The organism is Pseudomonas sp. LAMO17WK12:I10 (genome assembly GCF_900215185.1).
GTDB lineage: Bacteria > Pseudomonadota > Gammaproteobacteria > Pseudomonadales > Pseudomonadaceae > Aquipseudomonas > Aquipseudomonas chlororaphis.
Genome location: NZ_OBDX01000001.1, coordinates 470,444 through 490,808 on the forward strand (window position 1 = coordinate 470,444; position 20,365 = coordinate 490,808).

The following is a 20,365-nucleotide window of genomic DNA, read 5'->3' on the forward strand; positions in this document are numbered from 1 at the left end:
CGGCATCAGTTCTTGCGCAACACCTGCGCGACAGTGGCGACATTATGGGCCAGGTGCAACGGATTGATGGTCCCGACAATAGCACTGGCGACGCCCGGTTGATCGAACAGCAGTTCGAAGCTGGCGCGTACCGGGTCGACACCGGGGCTCAGGCACACATGGCCGCTGGCCAGGGCTTTTTTCACCAGAATGCCCTTGCCGTGGGCTGCGGCGTAATCGATGACGGCTCGCTCGTTCTGTTCGTTCAGATTGTAGGTGACCATGGCACAGTCGCCTTGTTCCAGGGCCTTGAGGCCACCCTCGACGGTTTTCCCGGAGAAGCCGAAGCCACGGATCTTGCCTTCCTGCTTGAGCTCGGCCAGCGTCTGGTAGACCTCGCACTGCTCGAGGATGTGCAGGTCATTGCCGTCGGAATGCACCAGCACCAGGTCGATGAAGTCGGTTTCCAGGCGCTGCAGGCTGCGTTCCACCGACAAGCGGGTATGCGCGGCGCTGAAATCATGGCGCGACAGGCCGTTCTCGAACTCTTCGCCCACCTTGCTGACAATCACCCAGTCCTGGCGTTGCCCGCGCAGCAGCGGGCCCAGGCGCTCCTCGCTGCGGCCATAGGCCGGCGCGGTGTCGATCAGGTTGATACCCAGGTCGCGGGTCAGCTTGAGCAGCATGCGGGCTTCGGCGTCATCCGGAATCTGGAAGCCGTTGGGGTACTTCACCCCTTGGTCGCGCCCGAGCTTCACGGTGCCCAGGCCCAGTGGGGAGACCAGCAGCCCGGTGGTGCCGAAGGGGCGATGCAGGTCGTGCAGGGTCGCTTGGCTCATGGCAGCAGTTGCTCCCAGGCCGGTTGGGCGATGGCGGGTTTCGGCAGCGTCGGCAACGGAGTCGCGGGGCCCGGCTTGATACCATCGCGCTCGAGGGCGGCGAACACCCGGTCGGCGAAGTCCGGGGCCAGGGCCAGCTTGGTCGGCCAGCCGACCAGCAGGCGGTCCTGTTCGGCGAGAAAGGCATTGTCCGGACGGGTCAGGCCCGACTGCGCGGGCTCGGCGCGGTCCACCCGCAGGGTGGCCCATTGCGCCTGGCTGAGATCGACCCATGGCAACAGGTTGCCGAGTTCTTTCTGGGCGGCCGCGATCTGCGCCGCCGGCTCGCGCGCCACGCCTTCGGCTTCGGCGATGTCGCCGCCGAGGTACCAGACCCATTGGCCGTCGGCTGCCGGGTGGGTGGTCACGGTGATCCGCGGTTTTGGCCCGCCGCCCAGGCAGTGGGCGTACAGCGGTTTCAGGCTCGGGCCCTTGACGATCACCATGTGCAACGGCCGGCGTTGCATGGCCGGCTGGCTCAGGCCGAGGCTGCTCAGCAACTCGGCATTGCCGGCGCCGGCGCTGAGCACGATGCGTTGCGCGCGGATTTCCCGCTCATCGACCCGCAGGCCCAGCAATTGTCCGTTTTCCAGCAGGGGTTCGATCTTCTGCCCGGCCAGCAGGCTATCGCCGCCCAGTTCGGCCAGGCGCCCGATCAGGCTCGGCACGTCCACCACCAGCTCGGCCAGGCGATACACCTTGCCCTTGAAGCGACGGTCCTGCAGGGCCGGCGGTAACTGGTCGCCCTTGACCTGATCGACACGGCCCCGCACAGCCTTGCTGGCGAAAAAGCTGGTGAGGTTGCCGGCCAGGGTGCCGGGGGACCACAGGTAATGGGCCTCGGACAGCAGGCGCACACCGGACAGGTCCAGCTCGCCGTTGCCGGCCAGGGCCTCGCGCCAGCGGCGCGGCATGTCGGCGATGGCTTCCGAGGCGCCGGTCAGGGCGCCGTGCAGGGCATATTTGGCGCCGCCGTGAATGATTCCCTGAGACTTGACGCTTTGTCCGCCGCCGAGACTGGCGCTCTCCACCAGCACGGTGGAAAAGCCCTGGCGACGCAGGCGGGCGTTTAGCCAGAGACCGGCGACTCCGGCGCCGACAATCAGCACGTCGGTGGAAATAACGGATGGCATGCAGCGACCTCGGTGTTCAAGACTAGGCGCGCAGTATACAGGCTCGAGCCGCTCAGGCTTTGTTGGCGATCAAACTGGCGGGGGCGCGCTTGGCGAAGCGCTTTGTGTAGCCGCTGCCGAAGGCTGCGATCGAGCGCGAAGCGCTCGCGCTCTTGAAGGGCCTGCGGCAGCGGTCATGGATCAGTGCCCGGCGGTCTTGGAAAACAGCTGGATCACCACCACGCCCAGGACGATCAGGGCCATGCCGAGCATTGCCGGGATATCCAGCTTCTGCCCGTAGAGGAACAGCGCGGCCACGCTGACCATGACAATGCCCATGCCGGCCCAGACCGCGTAAGCCACGCCCACCGGCACGGTGCGCACCACCAGGGTCAGCATCCAGAAGGCCACGCCGTAACCGACGATGATCAACAGCAGCGGCAGTGGAGTGCTCAGGCCTTTGACCGCTTTCATCGAAACAGTGGCGATCACTTCGGCGCAGATGGCGATGACCAGGTAGGTGTAAGCGTTCATGGGAGAGTCCTCGTGTTTGGGCTTGCTTGATGAGGTCGGCATTCTAGAGATTGTGCAGATGGGGTAAAGTCATTACCTATCTGTTTTGAAGATGGGTTGCTCTATGAATGTGCAGTGGAATCTGGAGCAGATGCGGCTGTTCGTCAGCGTCGCCGAGCAACGTTCGTTTTCCGCGGTGGCCCGTGACCAGCACAAGGCGCAATCGGCGGTCAGCAGCGCGATTGCGCTGCTCGAGGCCGATCTCGGCGTGCTCTTGTTCGAGCGCAGCAGCGGTCGCCAACCGAAACTCACCGAGGCGGGTGGTGCCTTGCTTGCAGAGGCGCGGGAAGTGCTGCGCCAATGCGAGCGCTTGAACGGGCGGGCGCTGGCGTTGATGCGGGGTGAGGAGGCGCGCTTGCGGCTGGCCCTGGACGAGGCGATGCCTTTCCAGCCGGTGCTCGATAGCCTTGAAGCGTTGTCCGAGCGTTTCCCCAGTCTTGAGGTCCAACTGGCCAGCAGCGCCCAGGGTGATGTGGCGCGCAAGCTGCTGGAGCGTCGGGCCGACCTCGGTTTGCTGTTTCACCATGAACAGATGTCCGAGGCCCTTGAGCGACGGGCCCTGGGCAGCGTCGAGATGGTCACGGTGTGCGCGGTCGGGCACCCGTTGGCCGGTGAGAAACAGGTGGATCGCCAGCAACTGGGGCGGCATCGACAGTTGTTGATTTCTCCGCAGTTGAGCACTTACCCCAGTGGCGAGCAGGTCAGCCCGCAAGTCTGGCGCGCCGACAGCTTCTACGCGATGGCCGAGCTGCTGATGCGCGGCCTGGGCTGGGCCTGGCTGCCGCGGCATGTGGTGCAGTACCCGGCCTATCAGAACCAGATGGTCGAGTTGGCCAGCGAGTGGACCCCGCCGGCGCTGGTGGTGGAACTGGTCTGGCGCCGCGATGAACCCCTGGGGCCGGCGGCGCATTGGCTGGCGGAGCGTTTTGCCGTGCACTTGCGGGCGATTGGCTGAAAAAGCCGATAAACTCCGCCGCCATGAATAGAACTCTCTACACCGCGCTGTTTTACCTGGGGCTGCCATTGGTGGCGATTCGTCTGTGGCTGCGGGCGCGCAAGGCGCCGGCCTATGCCAGGCGGATTGGCGAACGTTTTTCCTGGGGACTGCCGGCGATGCAGCCCGGCGGGATCTGGGTGCACGCGGTGTCGGTGGGCGAGAGCATCGCCGCCGCGCCGATGATCCGTGCCTTGCTGGCGCGTTATCCACAGCTGCCGATCACGGTCACCTGCATGACCCCCACCGGCTCGGAACGCATCCAGGCGCTGTTCGCCAACGAGCCGCGCATCCAGCACTGCTACCTGCCTTACGACTTGCCTTGCGCCGCCGCGCGTTTTCTCGATCGGGTCCGGCCGAAGCTGGCGGTGATCATGGAAACCGAGCTGTGGCCCAACCACATTCACCAGTGCGCCAAGCGCGGGATTCCGGTGGCGCTGGCCAATGGGCGGTTGTCGGAGCGCTCGGCCCGGGGTTATGGGCGCTTTGCCAGGCTGACCGCACCGATGCTCGCTGAAATGAGCCTGTTCGCGGTGCAGACCGAGGCCGAGGCCGAGCGTTTTCGCCAGTTGGGCGCGCGCCCGGAAACAGTCGAGGTGACGGGCTCGATCAAGTTCGACCTGAGCATCGACCCACAACTGCTGGTGCGCGCCAGCGAGCTGCGCGAGCAATGGCAAGCCGGCGAGCGTCCGGTGTGGATCGCCGCCAGTACCCATGAAGGCGAAGACGCCGTGGTGCTGGATGCCCATCGCCAACTGCTGGCCAGCCACCCGGATGCCTTGCTGATCCTGGTGCCGCGTCATCCGGAGCGCTTCAATCCGGTGTTCGAGCTGTGCCGGCAGCAGGGCTTTGAGACCATTCGCCGCTCGAGCGCCGAGCCGGTCACCGCCAGCACCTCGGTGCTGCTGGGCGACACCATGGGCGAGCTGCTGTTTCTCTATGCCCTGGCGGACAGCGCTTTTGTCGGTGGCAGCCTGGTGCCCAATGGCGGGCACAACCTGCTGGAACCGGCGGCCCTGGCCAAGCCGGTGCTGAGCGGGCCACACCTGTTCAACTTCCTGGAGATCGCGACAATGCTGCGCGAGGCGGGCGCCCTGCAGGAAGTGGACGATGCCCATGGCCTGGCGGTGGCGGTGCAGCGCCTGTTCGAGTTGCCTCGGGATGCGCAGAAGATGGCCGATGCCGGACTGCGGGTGATGCGCAGCAATCAGGGCGCCCTGCAGCGCCTGCTCGACGGGTTGGATCGCTTGCTGTAGCCGCTGCCGCAGGCTGCGATCCTGTCCGAAGGACAGGCAAAAAGGCCACCGCGATTCCGTTGAATGGCGGTGGCCTTTTTTACGACCGTTCCGGTCGATCGCAGCCTGCGGCAGCGGCTACAGGTTACTGCCCCGGCCGGGCCTTGAGCTGTTCCGCCGCGGCCTTGGCCAGGTCCGGCGGGAGGAAGTCGCGGTCCGGGTTGTAGTCGGCTTTCAGGTAGCGCGACAGGTCCTGCAGATCGCCCGGGTTGAGGGTGCCGGCGGCTTGCTTGAGGCGCAGGTTGTCGAGGATGTAGTCGTAGCGGCTGTTATTGTAGTTGCGCACCGAGGTGTACAGCTGGCGCTGGGCGTCGAGCACGTCGACGATATTGCGCGTGCCGACCTGGTAGCCGATTTCCGTGGCTTCCACGGCGCTCTGGTTGGAGATGATCGACTGGCGCCGGGCCTGGACCTGCTCGACATCGGTGTTCACCGCGCGGTGCAGGTTGCGGGTGTTTTCCACCACCTGGCGCCGCAGGGCTTCACGGCGCTGCTCGCTCTGGGTCAGGCGCGAGTAGGACTCGCGGACCTGGGAACTGGTCAGGCCGCCGCTGTAGATCGGAATGCTCAGTTGCAGGCCGATGCTGCGTTGTTCGACGTCACTGCCGTAACGCTGGCCCAGTGGGGCCGGGTTGCTGAAGCCAAGGGCGTCGTTGTCGCCTTTCTTGTATTGCGCCACCGCGTCGAGGGTCGGGGCGTGGCCGGCCTTGCGCTGCTTGAGGGTTTCCTCGGCGGCGCTGACTGCGTAGTTGCTGGCCAGCAGGTTGAGGTTCTGCTTGGCCGCGGTATCGACCCAGGCCTTGGCGTCATTCGGGGCCGGCGCCAGCACCGGCAGGCTGTGGACGATGCCCTGGATCGCGTTGTACTGACGGTTGGTCAGGGTGATCAGGGCTTCGAAGGCGTCATCCACCTGGCGCTGGGCGAGGATCCGGTTGGCCCGCGCGGTGTCGTAGCTGGCCTGGGATTGCAGGACGTCGGTCTTGTCCGACAGGCCGACGTCGAAGCGTTCGTTGGACTGGTCGAGCTGACGCTTGAAGGCGGCCTCTTCGGCCTTGGTCGAGGCCAGGTTGTCCTGGGCGCGCAGGACCGAGAAGTAGCTCTCGGCGCTTTGCAGGATCAGGTTCTGCTCGGTGGCCGAGAGTTCCAGCGCGGCTTGTTCGTTGACGTCCTTGGCCGCTTGCAGCTGGAACCAGCGGTCGGCGCGGAAAATCGGCTGGGCCAGGGTCGCCTGGTACACGGTGCCGCTGCGGGTGGCGGTCATCGACGGTTCGTCGAACTTGGTCCGGGTGTTGTTCAGGTCGGCACCGGCCGAGAGGTTGGGCAGCAAACCGGCGCGCGCCTGTGGCACCACTTCCTTGCGTGCGTCGTAATCGGCGCGGGCGGCGGCGAGGTCGGCGTTGTTATCCACCGCCTCCTGGTAGACGCTGACCAGGTCGGTTTTGGTGGTCAGGGGCGCTTCTGCTGCCCAGGCCATTCCATTGGACGCACAAGACACGGCGATGGCCAGTGAGAGTTTGCGCAGCATTCGGCGATCCCTAGAGTTGATATTACGAGGATAATTCTGGCGCCAAGGCTAAGTCTCGGCCTGTGCAGCGTCAAGGTTCGACGCAACCTGAGCGAGTGTAGATGCGCCTGCGAAGGGCAACAATCCTGCATTTACGCCATTCATCATGCTGTTTGCCGTGGGGTTGGCGTTCTGCACCGGCTTTGTCTAGACTGGCCGGGTTCTTGTCGGGGTGCCTTGCTATGAGGCTGAGATCGGATAATCCGGATCCCGTTGAACCTGATCAGGTTAGCGCCTGCGTAGGGAACAAGATTTCTCGTCACCCGGCGAGTCCTCTTGTGCTTCGTCCGGGATGTTGTTCGACAATCGAACACCCCTCGAGCACCAAGCACTGCACCAGCTGGTTTTCGCCTCTGGCTCCAGCCATGGTTGCGTCCGTCCGTTACAGGTTCGCTCCGACAAAAATCCACTGCCTGGATGCTGTCTGGAGAGCCCGTGATGACTACAAAATTAAAAAACGCTACCCACCTTAGCGAATCGGCCAAGGTCGATGAGCAGTCGGTTCAGCCCTTTACCCGCTCGCAAAAAATCTATGTCCAGGGTTCGCGCCCGGACATTCGCGTGCCGATGCGCGAAATCAGCCTCGACGTGACCCCGACCGACTTCGGTGGCGAGATCAACGCGCCAGTCACCGTCTATGACACTTCCGGCCCGTACACCGACCCCAACGTGGTGATCGACGTGCGCAAAGGCCTGGGCGATGTGCGCTCGGCCTGGATCGACGACCGTGGCGACACCGAGCGCCTGCCGGGCCTGAGCTCCAACTTCGGCCAGGAGCGCCTCGCCGATCCCGAGCTGACCAAGCTGCGCTTCGCTCACGTCAATAACCCGCGCCGGGCCAAGGCCGGGGCCAACGTCAGCCAGATGCACTACGCGCGCAAGGGCATCATCACCGCCGAGATGGAATACGTCGCCATCCGCGAAAACATGAAGCTGCAAGAGGCTCGCGCCGCGGGCCTGCTCGATCAGCAGCACGTCGGCCACAGCTTCGGCGCCAGCATCCCGAAAGAAATCACCCCCGAGTTCGTCCGTGAGGAAATCGCTCGCGGTCGCGCGATCATTCCGGCCAACATCAACCACGTCGAACTGGAACCGATGATCATCGGCCGCAACTTCCTGGTGAAGATCAACGGCAACATCGGCAACAGCGCCCTGGGTTCGTCCATCGAAGAAGAAGTGGCGAAACTGACCTGGGGCATCCGCTGGGGTTCGGACACCGTCATGGACCTGTCCACTGGCAAGCACATCCATGAAACCCGCGAGTGGATCATCCGTAACTCGCCAGTGCCGATCGGTACCGTGCCGATCTACCAGGCGCTGGAGAAGGTCAACGGCGTGGCCGAAGACCTGACCTGGGAGCTGTTCCGCGACACCCTGATCGAGCAGGCGGAGCAGGGCGTCGACTACTTCACCATCCACGCCGGTGTGCTGTTGCGCTATGTGCCGCTGACCGCCAAGCGCGTGACCGGCATCGTCTCCCGTGGCGGTTCGATCATGGCCAAGTGGTGCCTGGCACATCACAAGGAAAACTTCCTCTACACCCATTTCGACGAAATCTGCGAAATCATGAAGGCCTACGACGTCAGCTTCTCGCTGGGCGACGGCCTGCGTCCGGGTTCGATCGCCGACGCCAACGACGAAGCGCAGTTCGGCGAGCTGGAAACCCTCGGCGAACTGACCAAGATCGCCTGGAAGCATGACGTGCAGTGCATGATCGAAGGCCCCGGCCACGTGCCGATGCAACTGATCAAAGAGAACATGGACAAGCAGCTGGAGTGCTGCGACGAGGCGCCGTTCTACACCCTCGGTCCGCTGACCACCGACATCGCCCCGGGCTACGACCACATCACCTCCGGTATCGGCGCGGCGATGATCGGCTGGTTCGGCTGCGCCATGCTCTGCTACGTGACGCCGAAGGAACACCTGGGCCTGCCGAACAAGGATGACGTGAAGACCGGGATCATCACCTACAAGATCGCCGCCCATGCTGCGGATCTCGCAAAAGGCCACCCGGGCGCGCAGATCCGTGACAACGCGCTGTCCAAGGCGCGTTTCGAATTCCGTTGGGAAGACCAGTTCAACCTCGGCCTCGACCCGGACACCGCGCGCGCCTACCACGACGAGACCCTGCCCAAGGATTCGGCCAAGGTCGCGCACTTCTGCTCCATGTGCGGGCCGAAGTTCTGCTCGATGAAAATCACCCAGGAGGTCCGTGAGTACGCGGCCAACCAGCGCATCGAAGCGGTGGACATGGATGTCGCCAAGGGACTGGCGGAGCAGGCCGAGCGCTTCAAGCAGGAAGGCAGCCAGCTGTACAAGAAGGTTTAAGCGACAAGTAGCAAGTTGCAAGTTAAAGGCAAAAGTGGTCCTGCTTTTTCTTGCAGCTTGAGGCTTGCAGCTAACGCGCCCTTTTCCCATCCCGAGATAACCGTCTTGAACACTTATTCACCAGACACCGCGGTCCCCGCCGACAGGCGCGTATTCGGCGCGCGCGATCTGTTTTCCCTGTGGTTTTCCCTCGGCATCGGCCTGATGGTGTTGCAGACCGGCGCGCTGCTGGCGCCAGGCCTGGGCCTGTCCGGTGCCTTGCTGGCGATCTTTCTCGGTACGGCGGTCGGTGTCTTGCTGCTTGCGGCGGTCGGGGTGATCGGCAGCGATACTGGCCTGTCGTCCATGGCGGCGCTCAAGCTCAGCCTCGGTACGTACGGCGCGAGCCTGCCGGCGTTGCTCAACCTGTTGCAACTGGTGGGCTGGGGCTCGTTCGAGATCATCGTGATGCGCGATGCCGCCAGCCTATTGGGTACTCGTGCGTTCAGCGAGGGCAGCCTGCTGGCCAGCTCTTTGCTCTGGACCCTGTTTTTCGGCGCGCTGGCGACTTTGCTCGCGGTCAGCGGGCCGCTGACCTTCGTGCGCAAGATCCTGCGCAGGTGGGGCATCTGGCTGCTGTTGGCGGCCTGCCTGTGGCTGACCTGGAACCTGTTCGCCAAGGCCGATCTTGCCGCGCTCTGGGCCCAGGCCGGCGACGGCTCCATGCCGCTCGGCGTGGGCTTCGATATCGCGATCGCCATGCCGCTGTCGTGGCTGCCGCTGATCGCCGACTACTCAAGGTTCGGCAAGCGTGCGCGCAATGTCTTTGGCGGTACGGCTCTGGGCTTCTTTATCGGCAATTTGTGGTTGATGAGCCTGGGCGTGGCCTACACCCTGGCCTTTGCGCCGAATGGTGAAGTCAATGCTCTGTTGTTGGCCCTGGCTGGCGCGGGCCTGGGGATTCCGCTGTTGCTGATCTTTCTGGACGAGTCGGAAAACGCCTTTGCCGATATCCATTCGGCCGCGGTTTCCAGCGGCATTCTGCTGCGTCTGAAAGTCGAGCACCTGGCTTTGGCCATTGGTGTGCTCTGTACCCTGATCGCCTGCCTGGCGCCATTGGCTCAGTATCAGAACTTCCTGCTGCTGATCGGCTCGGTGTTCGCGCCGCTGTTCGGCGTGGTGCTGGTGGATCACTTCATCCTGCGCAAGCGCAGTGCCCAGGTGCCGTCCGTGGGCTTGCGCTGGCCGGCGTTGCTGGCCTGGCTGGGCGGGGTCAGCACCTATCACCTGCTGGCCAACTTCTATCCGGACGTTGGCGCAACCCTGCCGTCACTGGTGTTGGCAGGGCTGCTGCAAGGGCTGCTGGGACGAGCCTTCAGTTACGGCCAGGAAACAGCTCGGGTTTGAGAATGCCGTTCAGGCGGTTGTAAGGGATCTTCAGTTCGATGTGGCCCAGCGCGTAAGGCGCGATCACCGACACGTTGTACTTGAGGATCACGCCGCCGTAGGTCAGTGCCACGTTCGGGGTTTTCTGGAACGGCCAGCTCTTGATGAACTCCGGCTCCTGGTCCAGCTTGGTGCTGATCAGCCAGCTGTTATGGGCCACCTGGGCAGCTTTCCAGAACGCAGCTTCCTGGCCCGGGCGCAGCATGTCGGACAGGGTCAGCTCCTTGTGCAGCTCGCGGGAGTAGTTGATGAAGCCGCGACCGGGCGTGCCGTGGGCGCCGCCGGTGTCCAGGTAGCTGGCCAGTTCGATGATCACCAGGCCGTCATGCTGTTCGCGTACCTTGGCTTGCAGGTACATGCTGTTGCGGCTGTCGGCCTCGCGCAGGAACTTCTCCCGATAGGCACTCAGCGTCGCTGGCACGGCCTGGTCCGCGGTGGTGCGGGTCATCTGCAGCAGGCGCTTTTCAATCAGCGCATCCAGCTGCGGCTCGTCGGCGAAGTGCACGGTGTCGATGTTCACCAGCGGGCAATCCTGATTGCTGCAGCCGGGCTTGATCTGTTCCGACTTGTCGCTGGTGCTTTGCAGGGGCTTTTGATAGCTGGGTTGGAACAGGCTTTGGCAGGCGCCCAGGGTCAGGGCCAGGCAAGCCACGGAGACGATTTTAAGAAGCGACATGTGCGTCCTTGATAAACCAGAGGTAGGCAAAAGTTACCGGCTTCGACTGCCTGCGGGGCAATCAGTTCGCCACTAAGCTCAATAGAGGCAATTAGATTAGGTTTGCCCCCTTGCCGTCTATCCCGCTGATGGCAAAGGGGCTGCATCATCGGTCAGCAGCGCGTTAGGATGGCGCGATATCGAGGGGGAGCTTCGAATCGGACAGCAGGATACGAGGATTGCTATGACGGACTTTGCCAACACCACGCCGACCACTGTCGATATCGTTCGGCGCGAGAAATGCTTCCAGGGTTTTTATCAGCTCGACCGTGTGCACCTGCGCCACGAACTGTTTGCCGGTGGCATGGGGCGCGAGATCAGTCGTGAAATCTTTGTCCGTCATGATGCTGTCTGCGTGCTGCCGTACGATCCGCAACGCGATGAAGTGGTGTTGATCGAGCAGTTTCGCGTCGGCGCCATGGGAAAAACCGCGACTCCCTGGTTGATCGAGCTGGTCGCCGGTCTGATCGACAAGGACGAGCAGCCGGAAGAAGTTGCTCACCGCGAGGCGCAGGAGGAAGCTGGACTGACATTCTCCGCGCTGTGGCCGATGATCCAGTATTTCCCGTCGCCGGGGGGCAGCACCGAGTTCGTGCATCTGTACCTGGGGCGCTGCGACAGCAGCGGTGCCGGTGGCCTGCACGGATTGGAGGAAGAGGCGGAGGATATCCGTGTGTCGGTCTGGGCTTTCGAAGACGCACTGCAGGCGGTAAGGGATGGGCGGATTTCCAACGCGGCGAGCATTATTGCCTTGCAATGGCTGGCTTTGAACCGCGTTGAAGTGAGGGGGTTATGGTCGTAAACAAAGTGCGCGATCGCTATCGGGTCGATCTCGTGGGGCTGCAAGCGTCCTGCGAGGCGAACTATGCCCGGCTGATGCGCCTGCTGCCCGACATGCGCAACCAGCCGGTGGCGCGGCGGATCGCGGTGACCCAGGGCGACCAGATGCTGGGCGTGCTGGCGCTGGAAGTGCTGCTGGCTTGTCCCTACACCACCACCCTGCAGGTGCGTCAGGAGCACAGCCTGCCCTGGCTGCCGGTGCCGCAGCTGGAGGTCCAGGTCTACCACGACGCGCGCATGGCCGAGGTCATCAGTGCCGAGCACGCTCGGCGCTTTCGTGGCATTTATCCGTATCCGAATGCCTTCATGCACCAGCCGGACGAGAAGGCCCAGCTCAATGTATTTCTCGGTGAATGGCTGAGCCACTGCCTGGCTTGCGGTCATGAGTTCGAGGCCGTGCGGTAGATGTGAACTGCGTCCGGTTCGCCGGTTTCCTCTTTTGAACTTCCCCCAGCATAATTGCCCCCATTCTTCACTTCCCGTGACACGCCCTGGGAGGCCGCCTTGCCGAGCGTATCCACTCTGACCACCGACGATTCCGTGTTGCTGGTGCAGTTGTCCGACAGCCATCTGTTCGCCGAAGCGGACGGTACGCTGTTGGGCATGAATACCCGCGACAGCCTGCAGCGGGTGATCGACCTGGTGCTGGAACAGCAACCGCGGATCGACCTGATGCTGGCGACGGGCGACTTGTCCCAGGACGGTACGCTGCAGTCCTATCAGCTGTTTCGTGACATGACCCGGCGGATTCCGGCGCCGGCGCGCTGGATTCCCGGCAACCACGACGAGCCGCACATCATGGCGCAGGCGGCCCAGAGTTCGTTGCTGGCGCCGGTGGTGGACATCGGCAACTGGCGGATCACCCTGCTCGACTCGGCCGTACCCGGTTCGGTGCCGGGCTATTTGCAGGACGATCAATTGCAACTGCTCGCCAGTGCCCTGAGCGAAGCCCCCGAACGCCATCACCTGATATGCCTGCACCATCATCCGGTCTCCATCGGGTGCGCCTGGATGGAGCCCATCGGGCTGCGCAATCCGCACGCGTTGTTCGCCGTGCTGGAGCGTTTTCCGCAGGCGCGCGCGGTGCTCTGGGGCCATGTGCATCAGGAAATCGACCGTCAGCAGGGGCCTTTGCGCCTGCTGGCGTCGCCCTCGACCTGCATCCAGTTCGAACCGGGCAGCGAGGATTTCAAGGTCGGCGAGACCGCGCCGGGTTATCGCTGGCTGCGCCTGCTGCCCGACGGGCGCCTGGAAACCGGTGTCGAGCGGGTCACCGGCTTCGATTTTGAGGTCGATTACGGCAGCGACGGCTACTGATTCCGGCCCGGAACCGCAGTTGGCGGCGGCAGGACAAAGGGATACACCTGAACACAAGTCAAGCGGCGATACACCCTGTAAACTGCGCCTTTTTGCACGATGCAAAGGGAGTGCGCATGTCCGGTTCGATCCTGTATATCCACGGCTTCAACAGCGCGCCGGCGTCGAAGAAAGCCAGCCAGCTGATCGCTGTCATGGAGGCGATCGGCCGCGGTGAACAGCTGCGGGTGCCGGCCTTGCATCATCATCCACGCGAGGCCATTGGCCAGTTGGAGCAGGCGATTGCCGAACTCGGACGGCCGCTGCTGGTCGGCAGCTCTCTCGGCGGCTACTATGCGACTCACCTTGCCGAGCGTCACGGCCTGAAAGCCCTGCTGATCAACCCCGCGGTCAGTCCGCACCGGATGTTCGACGGCTTTCTGGGCACGCAGACCAACCTCTATACCGGGGAAACCTGGGAATTGACCCACGACCACGTGACGGCCCTGGCCGAGCTGGAAGTGCCGGCGCCCCAGGACCCGCAGCGGTTCCAGGTCTGGCTGCAGACAGGTGACGAGACGCTGGACTATCGCAGCGCCCAGCTGTATTACCGAGCCTGTGCCTTGCGCATCCAGGCCGGCGGCGACCATAGTTTCCAGGGTTTTGCCGGACAATTGCCGGCGTTGTTGAATTTTGCCGGCATCGGCCCAGATCAGTACCAGGCGATCGATTTCACCTCGCTGTGAACCCTCGCTTCTATTTCATTGAACGACTAACGACGAGACCCCATGGCCACTCCCAGCGCTAGCTCTTATAACGCAGACGCCATCGAAGTCCTCTCGGGCCTCGACCCGGTGCGCAAACGCCCGGGCATGTACACCGATACCACCCGGCCGAACCACCTCGCCCAGGAAGTCATCGACAACAGTGTCGACGAAGCCCTGGCGGGGCACGCGAAGTCGATCCAGGTCATCCTGCATGCCGACCATTCCCTGGAAGTGTCCGATGACGGTCGCGGCATGCCAGTGGACATTCACCCCGAAGAGGGCGTGTCCGGCGTCGAACTGATCCTCACCAAGCTCCATGCGGGCGGCAAGTTCTCCAACAAGAACTACCAGTTCTCCGGCGGTCTGCACGGAGTGGGTATTTCCGTGGTCAACGCCTTGTCGACCCAGGTGCGGGTGCGGGTCAAGCGTGATGGCAACGAATACCAGATGACCTTCGCCGACGGCTTCAAGGCCACCGAACTGGAAGTGGTCGGCAGCGTCGGCAAGCGCAATACCGGGACCAGCGTGTATTTCGCCCCGGATCCGAAATACTTCGATTCGCCGAAATTCTCCGTCAGCCGCCTCAAGCATGTGCTCAAGGCCAAGGCCGTATTGTGCCCGGGGCTGCTGGTCAGCTTCGAAGACAAAGGCACCGGCGAGAAGGTCGAGTGGCATTACGAAGACGGCCTGCGCTCCTATCTGGTGGACGCGGTCAGCGAATTCGAACGCCTGCCGGCCGAACCTTTCTGCGGCAGCCTGGCCGGTAACAAGGAAGCGGTGGACTGGGCCCTGCTGTGGTTGCCGGAAGGCGGCGACAGTGTGCAGGAAAGCTACGTCAACCTGATCCCGACCGCCCAGGGCGGTACTCACGTCAACGGTTTGCGCCAGGGCCTGCTGGACGCCATGCGCGAGTTCTGCGAATTCCGCAACCTGCTGCCGCGTGGCCTGAAGCTGGCCCCGGAAGATGTCTGGGAGCGCATCGCCTTCGTTCTGTCGATGAAGATGCAGGACGCGCAGTTCTCCGGCCAGACCAAGGAACGCCTGTCGTCCCGCGAGGCGGCCGCCTTCGTTTCGGGCGTGGTCAAGGACGCGTTCAGCCTGTGGCTCAACGCCAACCCTGAGCTGGGCATGCAACTGGCGGAGCTGGCCATCAGCAACGCCGGCCGTCGCCTCAAGGCCAGCAAGAAGGTCGAGCGCAAGCGCATCACCCAGGGCCCGGCATTGCCAGGCAAGCTGGCGGATTGCGCCGGCCAGGACCCGATGCGTTCCGAGCTGTTCCTGGTGGAAGGTGATTCTGCCGGTGGTTCGGCCAAACAGGCGCGGGACAAGGAATTCCAGGCGATCCTGCCGCTGCGCGGCAAGATCCTCAACACCTGGGAAGTCGACGGCAGCGAAGTCCTGGCCAGCCAGGAAGTGCACAACATCGCCGTGGCCATCGGGGTCGACCCGGGCGCCGAGGACATGAGCCAACTGCGCTACGGCAAGATCTGCATCCTCGCCGACGCCGACTCCGACGGCTTGCACATCGCGACGCTGCTCTGCGCGCTGTTCGTCCAGCATTTCCGCCCGCTGGTGGATGCCGGTCACGTCTACGTGGCGATGCCGCCGCTGTACCGCATCGACCTGGGCAAGGAGATCTATTACGCCCTCGACGAAGCCGAGCGCGATGGCATCCTCGATCGCCTGGTGGCCGAGAAGAAGCGTGGCAAGCCGCAGGTCACCCGATTCAAGGGCCTGGGTGAAATGAACCCGCCGCAACTGCGCGAAACCACCATGGACCCGAACACCCGGCGCCTGGTGCAGTTGACCCTGGGTGAAGACTTCGCCGCGACCTCGGAAATGATGGACATGCTGCTGGCGAAGAAACGCGCCGGCGATCGCAAAAGCTGGCTGGAGTCCAAGGGTAACCTGGCCGAGGTTCTGGCCTGATGCGCAGAGGCTTTGCCCTGGCATTACTGCTATTGGCAACCTCGGCGATGGCCGACCCCTTGCCCGAGTTGAGGCTGCTGGCCGAGCATCCGGTGGACGGCATGCGTGGCGGCAACCTGTCGGGGCTGGCATTGTGCGGCAAGGAGCTGTGGACGGTCTCCGACCGCGACGATGACCAGATCTATCGGCTCGATACCAGCGACCGCGTCTGGCAGGCCGAAACCGTGCGCATCGACGTGCCGCCGGTGCCGGACAGCGGTTTGCCCTGGGGCTTGAGCTCGCGCACCTGGGTCGCGTCGTTCGTGCGCGGCGGCGAACTGGACTTCGAGGGCATTACCTGCGACAGCGCCGGCAACAAGTATGTGGTCAGCGAGTCCCATGCGGCAGTGTTGCAGCTGCCGTCGACGGGGTCCGCCGCCTGGCTGAAGATTTCGCCGATCATGGTGCGCGAGGCGCGGGCCAGCGGTATGTTGCTGCACTTCAATGCCTTGTTCGAAGGCCTGGCGGTCAACCCGGCCGGCGACCGGATCTGGCTGGCCGCCGAGCGCGAGCGCCGCGGGCTGTTGTTGATCAAGCGCCAGCAGAGTGTCTGGGACTGCGACGGTGGCTGTGTGCTGCTCAGCGAGGCCGGGCTGGAAATGCAGCCGCCGCAGATGCCCAAGGCCAAGGCGGTGTCCCGGGATTTCGCCGACCTGTCGCTGTTCGAGGGCAAGTTGTTCACCCTCGAGCGCAATGCGTTCCAGGTCTGTCGTCGTGATGCGTCGACGGCCAAGCTCGAGCGTTGCTGGTCGTTTGCCGCCGAGGCGTTGCAGGAAAACCGGCGTTATCCACAGGCCTATGGCCTGACCGAGGCCCTGGTGGTGGATGCCGACGGCGCCTGGATCGGTGTGGATAACAACACCGGAGCCCGTGCCGACGGTGAAAAACGCCCGATCGTCTGGCGCTTCGCCGCGCCCGAGGGCGGTTGGAGTGCCAAGCCGTGAGCCGGCAGCCTCCGGGCAAACGTGCCGGGCGCGTGCTGCTGGTGCTGGCCTGGGGCGCCGGGCTGTTCCTGGCGACACGGTTTTTTGGCGAGTGGGAACAGCGTCAGGAGAACCCCAATGCTGTCGTCACTTCGCAACAACATGAGGGTTACATCGAAGTGAAACTGGTCGGCAACGGCCAGGGGCATTTCGTCGCCAGCGGCCAGATCAACGGCCAGCCGGTGAATTTCATGCTCGATACCGGAGCGACCGATGTGTCGATCCCGTCCGGGCTGGCCGAGCGTCTTGGCCTGGAGAAGGGCGCACCGGTGACCCTGAGTACCGCCAACGGTCGTAGCGAGGGTTATCGAACCCGCCTCGACCGCCTGCAACTGGGCGATATCGTCCTGCGCGATGTCCGTGCGCTGGTGGCGCCGGGCCTGGGTGGCGAGCAGGTGTTGCTGGGCATGAGCGCTTTGAAAAAACTTGAATTTACCCAGCGCGGCGGCACTTTGCTGCTGCGCCAGACAACGAACTGATGAGGCCCGCATGAGCGACTCCCTGGATCTCAGCCTGGATGGCGTAGAACGCCGATCGCTGGCTGACTTCACCGAAAATGCCTACCTCAACTACTCCATGTACGTGATCATGGACCGTGCTTTGCCGCATATCGGCGACGGCCTGAAACCGGTACAGCGGCGTATCGTCTACGCCATGAGTGAGCTGGGGCTGGATGCCGATTCCAAGCACAAGAAGTCCGCCCGTACGGTCGGTGACGTGCTGGGTAAGTTCCACCCCCACGGCGACTCGGCCTGCTACGAAGCCATGGTGCTGATGGCGCAGCCTTTCAGCTATCGCTACACGCTGGTGGACGGCCAGGGTAACTGGGGTGCGCCGGACGATCCCAAGTCCTTCGCCGCCATGCGTTACACCGAAGCGCGCCTGTCGCGTTACTCCGAAGTGCTGCTCAGCGAGCTGGGCCAGGGCACTGCGGACTGGGGGCCGAACTTCGACGGTACCCTGCAGGAACCCCTGGTTTTGCCGGCACGTTTGCCGAACATCCTGCTCAATGGCACCACCGGTATCGCCGTGGGCATGGCCACTGACGTGCCGCCGCACAACCTGCGCGAAGTCGCCACGGCCTGCGTGCGCCTGCTGGATGAGCCCAAGGCCACGGTCGAACAGCTTTGCGAGCACATTCAGGGCCCGGACTATCCGACCGAAGCGGAAATCATCACGCCGCGCGCCGACCTGCTGAAAATCTACGAAACCGGTCGCGGTTCGGTGCGCATGCGTGCCGTCTATCGCATCGAGGATGGCGACATCATCGTCACCGCGCTGCCGCACCAGGTGTCCGGCGCCAAGGTGCTGGAACAGATCGCCGCGCAGATGCAGGCCAAGAAGCTGCCGATGGTTGCCGACCTGCGCGACGAGTCGGACCACGAGCACCCATGCCGGATCGTGATCATTCCGCGCTCCAACCGGGTCGATCCCGACGAGCTGATGCAGCATCTGTTCGCCACCACCGAGCTGGAATCCAGCTACCGGGTCAACGTCAACATCATCGGCCTGGACGGCAAGCCGCAGTTGAAGAACCTGCGGGCCCTGCTGGTGGAGTGGCTGGAGTTCCGCGTACTGACGGTGCGCCGCCGCCTGCAGTTCCGCCTGGACAAGGTCGAGCGCCGCCTGCACCTGTTGGACGGCTTGCTGATCGCCTACCTCAACCTGGATGAAGTGATCCACATCATTCGTACCGAGGACCAGCCGCGAGCCAAGTTGATCGAGCGTTTCGCCCTGAGCGAAGTGCAGGCCGACTACATCCTCGATACCCGCCTGCGTCAGTTGGCGCGGCTGGAAGAGATGAAGCTGCGCGCCGAGCAGGACGAGCTGCTCAAGGAGCAGGCCAAGCTGCAAGCCTTGCTCAACAGCGAAGCCAAGCTGAAGAAGCTGGTGCGCACCGAATTGCTGCAGGACGCCGAAACCTACGGCGACGACCGTCGTTCGCCGATCGTCGAGCGCGCCGAGGCCAAGGCCCTGTCGGAAAACGAGCTGATGCCGACCGAGCCGGTCACCATCGTTCTGTCGGAAAAAGGTTGGGTACGCTGCGCCAAAGGGCATGATATCGACGCCACGGGGCTGTCCTACAAGGCCGGCGACGGCTTCAAGACCTCGGCCATCGGGCGCTCCAACCAGTTCGCGGTGTTTATCGACTCCACCGGGCGCAGTTATTCGGTGGCGGCGCATACGCTGCCATCGGCCCGTGGCCAGGGCGAGCCGCTGACCGGGCGCCTGACGCCGCCGCCTGGGGCCAGTTTCGAATGCGTACTGCTGCCGGACGACGAGGCGCTGTATGTGATCGCCTCCGACGCGGGTTACGGCTTCGTGGTCAAGGGCGAGGATCTGCAAGCCAAGAACAAGGCCGGCAAGGCGTTGTTGAGCCTGCCGAACAACGCCAAGGTGCTGTTGCCGCGGCCGGTGAGCGATCGTGAACAGAACTGGCTGGCTTCGGTGACCACCGAGGGGCGTTTGCTGGTGTTCAAGATCAGCGACCTGCCGCAGCTGGGCAAAGGCAAGGGCAACAAGATCATCGGGATTCCGGGTGAGCGAGTGGCCAGCCGCGAGGAGTACGTGACCGATATCGCGGTACTGCCGGAAGGCGCGACACTGGTGCTGCAGGCCGGAAAACGTACCCTGTCGCTCAAGGCCGATGACCTCGAACATTACAAGGGCGAGCGCGGTCGCCGGGGGAACAAACTGCCACGGGGCTTCCAGCGAGTGGATGCGTTGTTGGTAGAAACTCTCAATTGATGCGGGTTAGAGCGTCCGATCTGCGATTTAACCGGTAGATCGGCGCTACAACACTGGAGTCATGGCGCATATTCACGGATGATATGCGCTTTCAAGCGCCGGCGTGGCTGAGCGTTATTCAGGGTTATTTTGAGTATTTACACTGTGGCTAGCCTTGTGGCCGCCACCTGGATGGGATGATGACTGCTCTGCGCCTTCCTCTTGTTTTCTTGCTCGCTGGCGTTCTTGGCCTAGCGGGTTGCAGCGTACACCAGCCGGTGTCGCTGTATCAGCTGGACAGCGGAAGTCCAGCTCAACCGGCACAAAGCGCCGGCATGGCCGTATTGCTGGGGCCGGTACTGGTTGCCGACTACCTGCAACGTGAAACCTTGCTGCAACGTCAGAACGACGGCAGCCTGCAGGCTTCGACCGACGGTCGCTGGGCCGGCAGCCTGTCTTCCGATATCGATCAGTTGCTGTTGCGTCAGGTCGCCGGCCAGCTGGACAGCCAGCGTGTAGTGCTGGCGCCGGCGAGCACCGGTTTCACTCCGGATGTGCAGGTGCTGCTGTCGATCACTCGCCTGGATTCGGGCGCCTCGCAACCGGCGGTTCTCGATGCGCAATGGCGCCTGATCGATCGCCGTGGGCAGGTTCGCGACAACCGTATCGTTCATCTGCAGGAGCAGCATGCCGGTACCACCGCGTCCCAGGTCCAGGCCCAGGGCGTATTGCTGCAACGCCTGGCCGAGCAGCTCTCGGGTGCCCTCAAGCCGCTGGCCAACCAGCCTACGGTAGCCGAGGTACCCCGCAAGGCGGCGCCTGCGCCGGCGGCAAAGCCGGCCGAGCAGGAGAAGCAGCCGAAGATTCCAATGGCCACGCCTATCCGCACGGATATGGAAGTGTTCCGCTTCTGAGTGTTGC

Annotated in this window: 18 protein-coding genes and 1 riboswitch; of the genes, 13 read left to right on the forward strand and 5 right to left on the reverse strand. The window is 63.6% G+C overall.

Annotated elements, in window-relative coordinates:
* Positions 1-5 precede the first annotated feature (5 nt).
* The 3 genes from CRO75_RS01990 to CRO75_RS02000 form a co-directional block, all read right to left on the reverse strand.
* The gene (locus tag CRO75_RS01990) at positions 6-818 is read right to left on the reverse strand and encodes an aldo/keto reductase (RefSeq protein WP_097134290.1); all 813 of its coding nucleotides are present in this window, start codon (positions 816-818) and stop codon (positions 6-8) included.
* Positions 815-1,990, reverse strand: coding sequence for an FAD-dependent oxidoreductase (locus CRO75_RS01995; protein WP_009041881.1), 1,176 nt, complete (start codon positions 1,988-1,990; stop codon positions 815-817). The genes CRO75_RS01990 and CRO75_RS01995 overlap by 4 nt, the downstream gene beginning before the upstream one ends.
* 180 nt (positions 1,991-2,170) lie before the next feature.
* Entirely contained in the window at positions 2,171-2,503 is a 333-nt protein-coding gene (locus CRO75_RS02000; RefSeq protein WP_097134291.1) for a multidrug efflux SMR transporter, read from the reverse strand.
* Between the two features lie 109 nt (positions 2,504-2,612).
* On the opposite strand from CRO75_RS02000, the gene CRO75_RS02005 reads away from it, so the two are divergent.
* Positions 2,613-3,497, forward strand: a complete 885-nt coding sequence (locus tag CRO75_RS02005) for a LysR family transcriptional regulator (protein ID WP_177409715.1) — start codon at positions 2,613-2,615, stop codon at positions 3,495-3,497.
* A gap of 23 nt (positions 3,498-3,520) precedes the next feature.
* On the forward strand, positions 3,521-4,792 hold the full coding sequence (waaA, locus tag CRO75_RS02010) for a lipid IV(A) 3-deoxy-D-manno-octulosonic acid transferase (protein ID WP_097134293.1): 1,272 nt from the start codon (positions 3,521-3,523) through the stop codon (positions 4,790-4,792).
* Positions 4,793-4,916: 124 nt separating this feature from the next.
* On the opposite strand, the gene CRO75_RS02015 is transcribed toward waaA, so the two are convergent.
* Complete coding sequence (locus tag CRO75_RS02015) at positions 4,917-6,356, reverse strand: TolC family outer membrane protein (RefSeq protein ID WP_009041884.1); 1,440 nt, start codon at positions 6,354-6,356, stop codon at positions 4,917-4,919.
* A gap of 197 nt (positions 6,357-6,553) precedes the next feature.
* A riboswitch (TPP riboswitch) is annotated at positions 6,554-6,658 on the forward strand.
* A 175-nt stretch (positions 6,659-6,833) separates the two neighbouring features.
* Here CRO75_RS02015 and thiC point away from each other — a divergent pair.
* Positions 6,834-8,723, forward strand: a complete 1,890-nt coding sequence (thiC, locus tag CRO75_RS02020; protein WP_097134294.1) for a phosphomethylpyrimidine synthase ThiC — start codon at positions 6,834-6,836, stop codon at positions 8,721-8,723.
* Between the two features lie 96 nt (positions 8,724-8,819).
* Positions 8,820-10,109 carry a putative hydroxymethylpyrimidine transporter CytX gene (gene cytX, locus CRO75_RS02025; RefSeq protein ID WP_097134316.1) on the forward strand — a complete coding sequence of 430 codons (1,290 nt, stop codon included), beginning with the start codon at positions 8,820-8,822 and terminating at the stop codon, positions 10,107-10,109.
* Here the strand turns inward: cytX and CRO75_RS02030 are convergent.
* A complete protein-coding gene (locus tag CRO75_RS02030; RefSeq protein ID WP_097134295.1) occupies positions 10,078-10,824 on the reverse strand; it encodes an RsiV family protein in 747 nt (248 codons plus the stop codon). The genes cytX and CRO75_RS02030 overlap by 32 nt on opposite strands.
* A gap of 223 nt (positions 10,825-11,047) precedes the next feature.
* Here CRO75_RS02030 and CRO75_RS02035 point away from each other — a divergent pair, with 223 nt between their 5' ends.
* The 9 genes from CRO75_RS02035 to CRO75_RS02075 all read left to right on the forward strand — a co-directional run bounded on the left by CRO75_RS02035 (position 11,048) and on the right by CRO75_RS02075 (position 20,358).
* On the forward strand, positions 11,048-11,665 hold the full coding sequence (locus CRO75_RS02035; protein WP_007921427.1) for an NUDIX domain-containing protein: 618 nt from the start codon (positions 11,048-11,050) through the stop codon (positions 11,663-11,665).
* Positions 11,656-12,108, forward strand: coding sequence for a DUF1249 domain-containing protein (locus CRO75_RS02040; protein ID WP_007921426.1), 453 nt, complete (start codon positions 11,656-11,658; stop codon positions 12,106-12,108). Before CRO75_RS02035 ends, CRO75_RS02040 begins: the two co-directional genes overlap by 10 nt.
* Before the next feature lie 99 nt (positions 12,109-12,207).
* Positions 12,208-13,020, forward strand: a complete 813-nt coding sequence (gene cpdA / locus CRO75_RS02045) for a 3',5'-cyclic-AMP phosphodiesterase (RefSeq protein ID WP_097134296.1) — start codon at positions 12,208-12,210, stop codon at positions 13,018-13,020.
* A 116-nt stretch (positions 13,021-13,136) separates the two neighbouring features.
* Positions 13,137-13,745, forward strand: a complete 609-nt coding sequence (locus CRO75_RS02050; protein ID WP_007921424.1) for a YqiA/YcfP family alpha/beta fold hydrolase — start codon at positions 13,137-13,139, stop codon at positions 13,743-13,745.
* Between the two features lie 42 nt (positions 13,746-13,787).
* The gene (gene parE, locus CRO75_RS02055; RefSeq protein WP_009041889.1) at positions 13,788-15,695 is read left to right on the forward strand and encodes a DNA topoisomerase IV subunit B; all 1,908 of its coding nucleotides are present in this window, start codon (positions 13,788-13,790) and stop codon (positions 15,693-15,695) included.
* Positions 15,695-16,678 carry an esterase-like activity of phytase family protein gene (locus CRO75_RS02060; protein WP_097134297.1) on the forward strand — a complete coding sequence of 328 codons (984 nt, stop codon included), beginning with the start codon at positions 15,695-15,697 and terminating at the stop codon, positions 16,676-16,678. The genes parE and CRO75_RS02060 overlap by 1 nt, the downstream gene beginning before the upstream one ends.
* The gene (locus CRO75_RS02065; RefSeq protein WP_097134298.1) at positions 16,675-17,196 is read left to right on the forward strand and encodes a TIGR02281 family clan AA aspartic protease; all 522 of its coding nucleotides are present in this window, start codon (positions 16,675-16,677) and stop codon (positions 17,194-17,196) included. The genes CRO75_RS02060 and CRO75_RS02065 overlap by 4 nt, the downstream gene beginning before the upstream one ends.
* Before the next feature lie 10 nt (positions 17,197-17,206).
* Positions 17,207-19,465: a DNA topoisomerase IV subunit A gene (parC, locus tag CRO75_RS02070; RefSeq protein ID WP_009041892.1), complete on the forward strand. Its 2,259-nt coding sequence runs from the start codon at positions 17,207-17,209 to the stop codon at positions 19,463-19,465.
* 179 nt (positions 19,466-19,644) lie between these two features.
* Positions 19,645-20,358 (forward strand): ABC-type transport auxiliary lipoprotein family protein, encoded by a 714-nt coding sequence (locus CRO75_RS02075; RefSeq protein WP_007921414.1) that lies wholly within the window; start codon positions 19,645-19,647, stop codon positions 20,356-20,358.
* Positions 20,359-20,365 lie beyond the last annotated feature (7 nt).